The organism is Stenotrophomonas sp. SMYL8, assembly GCF_036320065.1.
Classification (GTDB): Bacteria; Pseudomonadota; Gammaproteobacteria; order Xanthomonadales; family Xanthomonadaceae; genus Stenotrophomonas; species Stenotrophomonas maltophilia_A.
In genome coordinates this window covers 18646-23782 of sequence record NZ_JAWIRR010000048.1, presented here as the reverse complement: position 1 = coordinate 23782, position 5137 = coordinate 18646, and the positions used below count along the sequence as shown (strand labels likewise).

Annotated in this window: 6 protein-coding genes and 1 tRNA gene; 3 read left to right on the top strand and 4 right to left on the bottom strand. The window is 67.8% G+C overall.

All coding sequences use genetic code 11. The features are described 5' to 3' along the window. Window positions 1–130: 130 nt before the first annotated feature. Window positions 131–221: transfer RNA gene (locus V3B25_RS21780), tRNA-Ser, on the bottom strand. A 164-nt stretch (window positions 222–385) separates the two neighbouring features. On the opposite strand from V3B25_RS21780, the gene V3B25_RS21775 reads away from it, so the two are divergent. Continuing rightward, the gene (locus tag V3B25_RS21775) at window positions 386–1090 is read left to right on the top strand and encodes a PP2C family serine/threonine-protein phosphatase (RefSeq protein WP_032129328.1); all 705 of its coding nucleotides are present in this window, start codon (window positions 386–388) and stop codon (window positions 1088–1090) included. Window positions 1091–1157: 67 nt separating this feature from the next. Here the strand turns inward: V3B25_RS21775 and dnaQ are convergent, their stop codons facing one another. The 3 genes from dnaQ to V3B25_RS21760 are packed head-to-tail and all read right to left on the bottom strand — an operon-like array spanning window position 1158 to window position 3004. Beyond that, window positions 1158–1889, bottom strand: a complete 732-nt coding sequence (gene dnaQ, locus V3B25_RS21770; RefSeq protein ID WP_049420978.1) for a DNA polymerase III subunit epsilon — start codon at window positions 1887–1889, stop codon at window positions 1158–1160. Between the two features lie 4 nt (window positions 1890–1893). After that, the gene (gene rnhA, locus V3B25_RS21765) at window positions 1894–2346 is read right to left on the bottom strand and encodes a ribonuclease HI (protein ID WP_032129326.1); all 453 of its coding nucleotides are present in this window, start codon (window positions 2344–2346) and stop codon (window positions 1894–1896) included. A 13-nt stretch (window positions 2347–2359) separates the two neighbouring features. Beyond that, on the bottom strand, window positions 2360–3004 hold the full coding sequence (locus V3B25_RS21760; RefSeq protein ID WP_121504044.1) for a methyltransferase domain-containing protein: 645 nt from the start codon (window positions 3002–3004) through the stop codon (window positions 2360–2362). Between the two features lie 11 nt (window positions 3005–3015). On the opposite strand from V3B25_RS21760, the gene gloB reads away from it, so the two are divergent. Next, window positions 3016–3780 (top strand): hydroxyacylglutathione hydrolase, encoded by a 765-nt coding sequence (gene gloB, locus V3B25_RS21755; RefSeq protein ID WP_329811534.1) that lies wholly within the window; start codon window positions 3016–3018, stop codon window positions 3778–3780. Further along, window positions 3777–4976, top strand: coding sequence for a lytic transglycosylase domain-containing protein (locus tag V3B25_RS21750; RefSeq protein WP_032129323.1), 1200 nt, complete (start codon window positions 3777–3779; stop codon window positions 4974–4976). Before gloB ends, V3B25_RS21750 begins: the two co-directional genes overlap by 4 nt. Window positions 4977–5137: the final 161 nt, after the last annotated feature.

The following is a 5137-nucleotide window of genomic DNA, read 5'->3' as shown; positions in this document are numbered from 1 at the left end:
CAACGCTGAGCGCCCCCACCTGTCCCTTAAAATGCAGACGCCCGATGCGATGCATCGGGCGTCTTTGGCCGCCTGACGGCGGCCGGACCATCCACCCATCGGTGTCAACCTATGGCAGGACGAGTCAATCTGGCGGAGAGGGGGGGATTCGAACCCCCGAGGCGCTATAAACGCCTGCCTGATTTCGAGTCAGGTACATTCAACCACTCTGCCACCTCTCCGGGTGGTCCCCGGCGGACCGGGGACGCGCATCATACGAGGAAGTGAGGCCGACGACAAGTCATTCCGACCAACGAAGTGAAAATTTCCTGAGCGCACGCCTTGCCGGATGCGCGCAGCCACCCGATGATGCCTGTCTCCCCAGCAACACCCCGCCCCAGCGCCCATGATCGAATTCGGACACCTCACCCACCCCGGCATGCGCCGCGAGCTCAACGAGGACACCTACTACGGTGACAGTGAGCTGGCCCTGTGGCTGGTGGCCGATGGCATGGGCGGGCACGCCTGCGGTGAAGTGGCCAGCGCGCTGGCGCGCGAGACCATCGTGCGCGAGATCCGCCGCGGCGCACCGCTGGCGCAGGCCATCCGCACCGCCGACGAAGAGATCATCCGCGCCTCGCGCCGGCGCAACGACACGTTGCCGATGGGCACTACCGTGGTCGCCGCACGGGTACAGGGCAACCGCTATGAAGTGGCGTGGGTTGGCGACAGCCGTGCCTACCTGTGGCGCGACGGACAGCTGGCCCAGCTCAGCCAGGACCACAGCGTGGTGCAGGAGCTGGTCGCGCAGGGCAACCTGACCGCCGAACAGGCGCGTGCGCATCCGCACCGCAACGTGGTCACCCAGGCGCTGGGCGTGACCGATCCGGCGCATCTGAACGTGGCCACCACCAGCGGCGAACTGCGCCCGGGCATGCAGCTGTTGCTGTGCAGTGACGGCCTGACCGAGGAAGTGGACGACCGCAGCATCGCGCGCACCCTCGCCTTCGAGGATGCCAGCGCACAGGAATGCGTGGACACGCTGGTCGCCGCCGCGCTCGATGGCGGCGGCCGCGACAACATCAGCGTGATCCTGGTGCGCTGCCACTAACCGGTAGATCCACGCCATGCGTGGATGCGGCGCTGCCGGCCAGCGGCCGGCACTACCCCAACAGGCATTACGCGCTGGCGGGCTCTTCCACCTTCGGGCCATCCCACAGCGCGTGGCCAGCCTTCTTGCGCAGCCGCTCCAGTCGCGCCGCATGCGCTTCCAGCTCCGACGGCGTGGCCACCACGCGCGGGCGCGGCAGCAGCTTGCTGGTGTCGAAGGCCTGCAGCGCCGCACCGGCAGCACCGCCATCGTCATCGCCCAGACCGAAGCCGATTTCTTCCTGGCCCGAGGTCAGCGCGATATAGACGTCGCCCAGGATCTGCGCATCGAGCAGGCCGCCGTGCAGCGCACGGTGCGAGTTGTCCACGCCCAGCCGCTTGCACAGCGCATCCAGCGAGTTGCGCTGGCCCGGGAAGCGCTCACGCGCCATCACCAGGGTATCGATCACGGCGCAGCGGTCGGTGATCTTCCCGTACTGCGGCCCCAGCAGCGACAACTCGTTGTCGAGGAAGCCGAGGTCGAACGCCGCGTTGTGGATGATCAGCTCGGCGCCATCGATGAAGGCCAGGAACTCGTCGGCGATCTGCGCGAAGTCCGGCTTGTCATCGAGAAACTCCAGGGTCAGGCCGGTGACTTCCTGCGCGCCCTGTTCGAACTCGCAGTCCGGCTTGATGTACTGGTGATAGTTGTTGCCGGTCGGGCGGCGCTTGAACAGCTCCACGCAGCCGATTTCGACGATGCGGTTGCCCTTCTTCCACTCCAGGCCGGTGGTTTCGGTATCGAGGATGATCTGACGCATGGGCTCAGTTTACCGGGCTGGCGTCGCGGATCTGGATCGCCGCGTTGCGGGCCAGCGTATCCACCCGCTCATTGTCCGGGTCGCCGGAGTGACCCTTCACCCAGCGCCAGTCGATCTGATGCCGCAGCGTGGCCGCCTGCAGGCGCTCCCACAGCTCGCGGTTCTTTACCGGATCGCCGCCAGCCGTCTTCCAGTTCTTGCGGATCCAGCCCGGCATCCACTGGGTCAGACCCTGCCGCACATACTGCGAATCGGTATAGAGCACGATGTTGCACGGCTCGGTCAGCGACTCCAGCCCGGAAATGGCCGCCATCAGCTCCATCCGGTTGTTGGTGGTGTGCGCCTCGCCACCGCTCAGTTCGCGCTCGTGGCCCTTGTAGCGCAGCAGCGCAGCCCAGCCGCCGGGGCCGGGATTGCCAAGGCAGGAACCGTCGGTGTGGATTTCGATGGTTTTCAATACAACTCCAGAATCAGGTAGCTACGGTGCCGTGCCAGCGCACCGGCAGCGGTTTCGGCCCAGGCAGGGCCAGCGTACGTTTTTCCGCATGGAACAGGCAGGCCGCGCGCAGCGGTGCCCAACCTCCGGGACGACGGCTGCCCGCACCGCGCCAGAGCGGGCCCAGGTAACGCATATCGTCGCATTCCAGCCCATGACGGCCGAGCAGCAGGCGGATCCGCTGCGGCGTGCGCACCACCAGCCCATGCTGGCGCCAGCGCGTGCGATACGGACTGAACGGATTGAGGCTGCTCAGCCACAGATGGCCGCCCGGCATCAGTACGCGCTCGCACTCGTCGAGCAGCCGGTCGGCGTCGGCCGCAGTGACATGCTGCAGCACGATCGCATTGACACTCTCATTGGCCAGCGGCAGCGGCAGCGCACAGCGGGTGTCGCCGGCATAGCCCTGTCCCTGCCGATACAGGCGCAGACCGCGTCCACCCAGCTGTGCATCGTCCAGCCAGGCCGCACTTGGTGCGATCCACAGCCAGGGCTGCGCCGGCAGCACCGACAGCTGCGGCAGCAGCAATTGCCGCTCCAGCACACGCAAGGCCTCCGCCGGTTCGCTGTCGAACCACGGGGTCTGGCTCGCTTGACGGGTGCTCTGCAGCGCGGGCATGGTCCAATTCTATGCGACTGACTGCCCTGCCCGCATTTGCGGATAACTACATCTGGACGCTGATCGACAACGAGGGCGCTGCCGTGGTCGTCGACCCCGGCGATGCCGCGCCAGTGCTCGCACTGGCCGATCAGGGCCTGCGCGTGGACACGATCCTGCTCACCCATCACCACGACGACCACATCGGTGGCGTGCCGGCATTGCAGGCGCGTTTCCCCGGCGTGCGAGTCATCGCGCCGGTCGAGGAACGCATTCCCACGGCCACCGAGCGGGTCGGCGAAGGTGAACGCGTTCAGGCACTGGGCCGGACGTTCCACGTACTATCCGTGCCCGGGCATACCCGCAGCCACATCGCGTTTCACACTGCTGAACATCTTTTCAGCGGAGATTCGTTGTTCAGCCTGGGCTGTGGACGCCTGTTCGAAGGTACGCCGTCCCAGCTGCTGGCGTCGATGCGCAAGCTGGGTGCCCTGCCCGCGCAACTGCTGCTTTGTTGCGCTCATGAGTACACCGTGTCAAATGCCGTCTTCGCGCGGCATGTCGACCCCGCCAACGCTGCCTTGTGGCAGCGCCAAGAGGAGGCTTTGGCCATGCGCCGCGATGACCGTCCCACCCTGCCGGTAACCCTGGCCAACGAATTCGACTGCAATCCCTTCCTGCGTGTGCACGCTGCACCGATCCGTGCGTCGGTGTCGGCACACCTGGGCCGTGACGTCGTGGACGACGTCGACGTGATGGCCGGTCTCCGGCACTGGAAAGACGGCTTCCGCGCATGATGCGCCGAAGTCTGCCGCTGGCCCTGGGCCTTGCCCTGGGGCTGGCCGGAACCGCGGGCGCACAGTCGCTGGGCGCCGGCATCAGCCAGAACCTGACCGCGGCTGCGGCGCTGCCGCTGGATCCGTCCGCGCTGCCTGCGCCCTCGGTGCGCAATGGCCAGGAGATCTTCACCAGCTTCCGCGACGGCCTGGCCGAGCCCAGCTGCGATGCCGAGGCTACCAGCCCGCGCTGGCAGAAGCAGTTCGCCCACGCCCCCTCGCGCCTGGCCAACCAGGATGACGATGCGCTGGTGCTGTTCGGCTATGTGGTCGAAGAGCTGCGCAAGGCGAACCTGCCCACCGAATTCGCGCTGATCCCGTTCGTGGAAAGCGGCTACCGGCCCAATGCCCGCAACGGCAGCGGCCCAACCGGCCTGTGGCAGTTCATCGCCACCACGGCGCGCAACCACCGCGTACCCATGGCCAACGGCTACGACGGCCGCCTGTCGGCGGTTGATTCCACCCAGGCCGCGGTGCGCTACCTGAAGACCCTGCACGGCATGTTCGGCGGCGACTGGCGACTGGCCACCATGGCCTACAACGCCGGCGAGTACCGGGTGCTGCAGTCCATGCGCAAGGCCGGCATGAACGCGCAGAACGCCAAGCCGGCAGCCCTGCCGGGGCTGTCGCCGGTTACCCATGCCTATGTCGAGAAGCTGCACGCCCTGGCCTGCGTGCTGGAAGACGTGGAGGACCAGCCTCGCGTGATGGCCTCGCTGGACCGCACCGTGCCGGTGTTGAAGGACCACACCCTGCCAGCCGGCACCAGCGTCCAGCAGTGGGCCGCACAGCGCGCCCTGGACCCCGCCAGGATCGCCCGCCTCAACCCGGCCCTGGCCGCCGGCAACCGCGCTTCGGGAACCACCCGGGTCCTGGCCCCGGTCTCGGCCGCCAATGCGACGGTGACGGAAGCCGCGACCACGCTGGTGGCCAGCACCGCACCGGTTGCCACGACCACGCCGACGCCGCAGGTGGCCAAGACCGTGGCCGCGATCGCCGACCGCCCGCGCAGCCGCCGCCACACCGTGCGTGATGGCGAGTCGGCCTGGACCATCGCCCGCCGCTACGGCATGCCGGTAAAGGCCCTGCTGTCGCTGAACGGCCTGAGTGGCAGCAGCGTGCTGAAGCCCGGCGCAGTGCTGCGCGTGGAAGACTGACGCGCCAGCCAGGCCTTCCCTGCGGTAGAGCCGAGCCCATGCTCGGCTTTTTCTTGCGCGGTGCGGCTGCTTCGACATGCTTCTCGTAGAGTCGAGGGGGGGGGGGGGGGGGGGCGGAGGGCCGAGCCGGCACCCACCCCACAAAGCCCCCCCACCCCACA

Coding starts and splice junctions, on each gene's coding strand:
- V3B25_RS21775 (WP_032129328.1), top strand. CDS start 386: ATGATCGAATTCGGACACCTCACCCACCCCGGCATGCGCCGCGAGCTC.
- dnaQ (WP_049420978.1), bottom strand. CDS start 1,889: ATGCGTCAGATCATCCTCGATACCGAAACCACCGGCCTGGAGTGGAAG.
- V3B25_RS21760 (WP_121504044.1), bottom strand. CDS start 3,004: ATGCCCGCGCTGCAGAGCACCCGTCAAGCGAGCCAGACCCCGTGGTTC.
- gloB (WP_329811534.1), top strand. CDS start 3,016: ATGCGACTGACTGCCCTGCCCGCATTTGCGGATAACTACATCTGGACG.
- V3B25_RS21750 (WP_032129323.1), top strand. CDS start 3,777: ATGATGCGCCGAAGTCTGCCGCTGGCCCTGGGCCTTGCCCTGGGGCTG.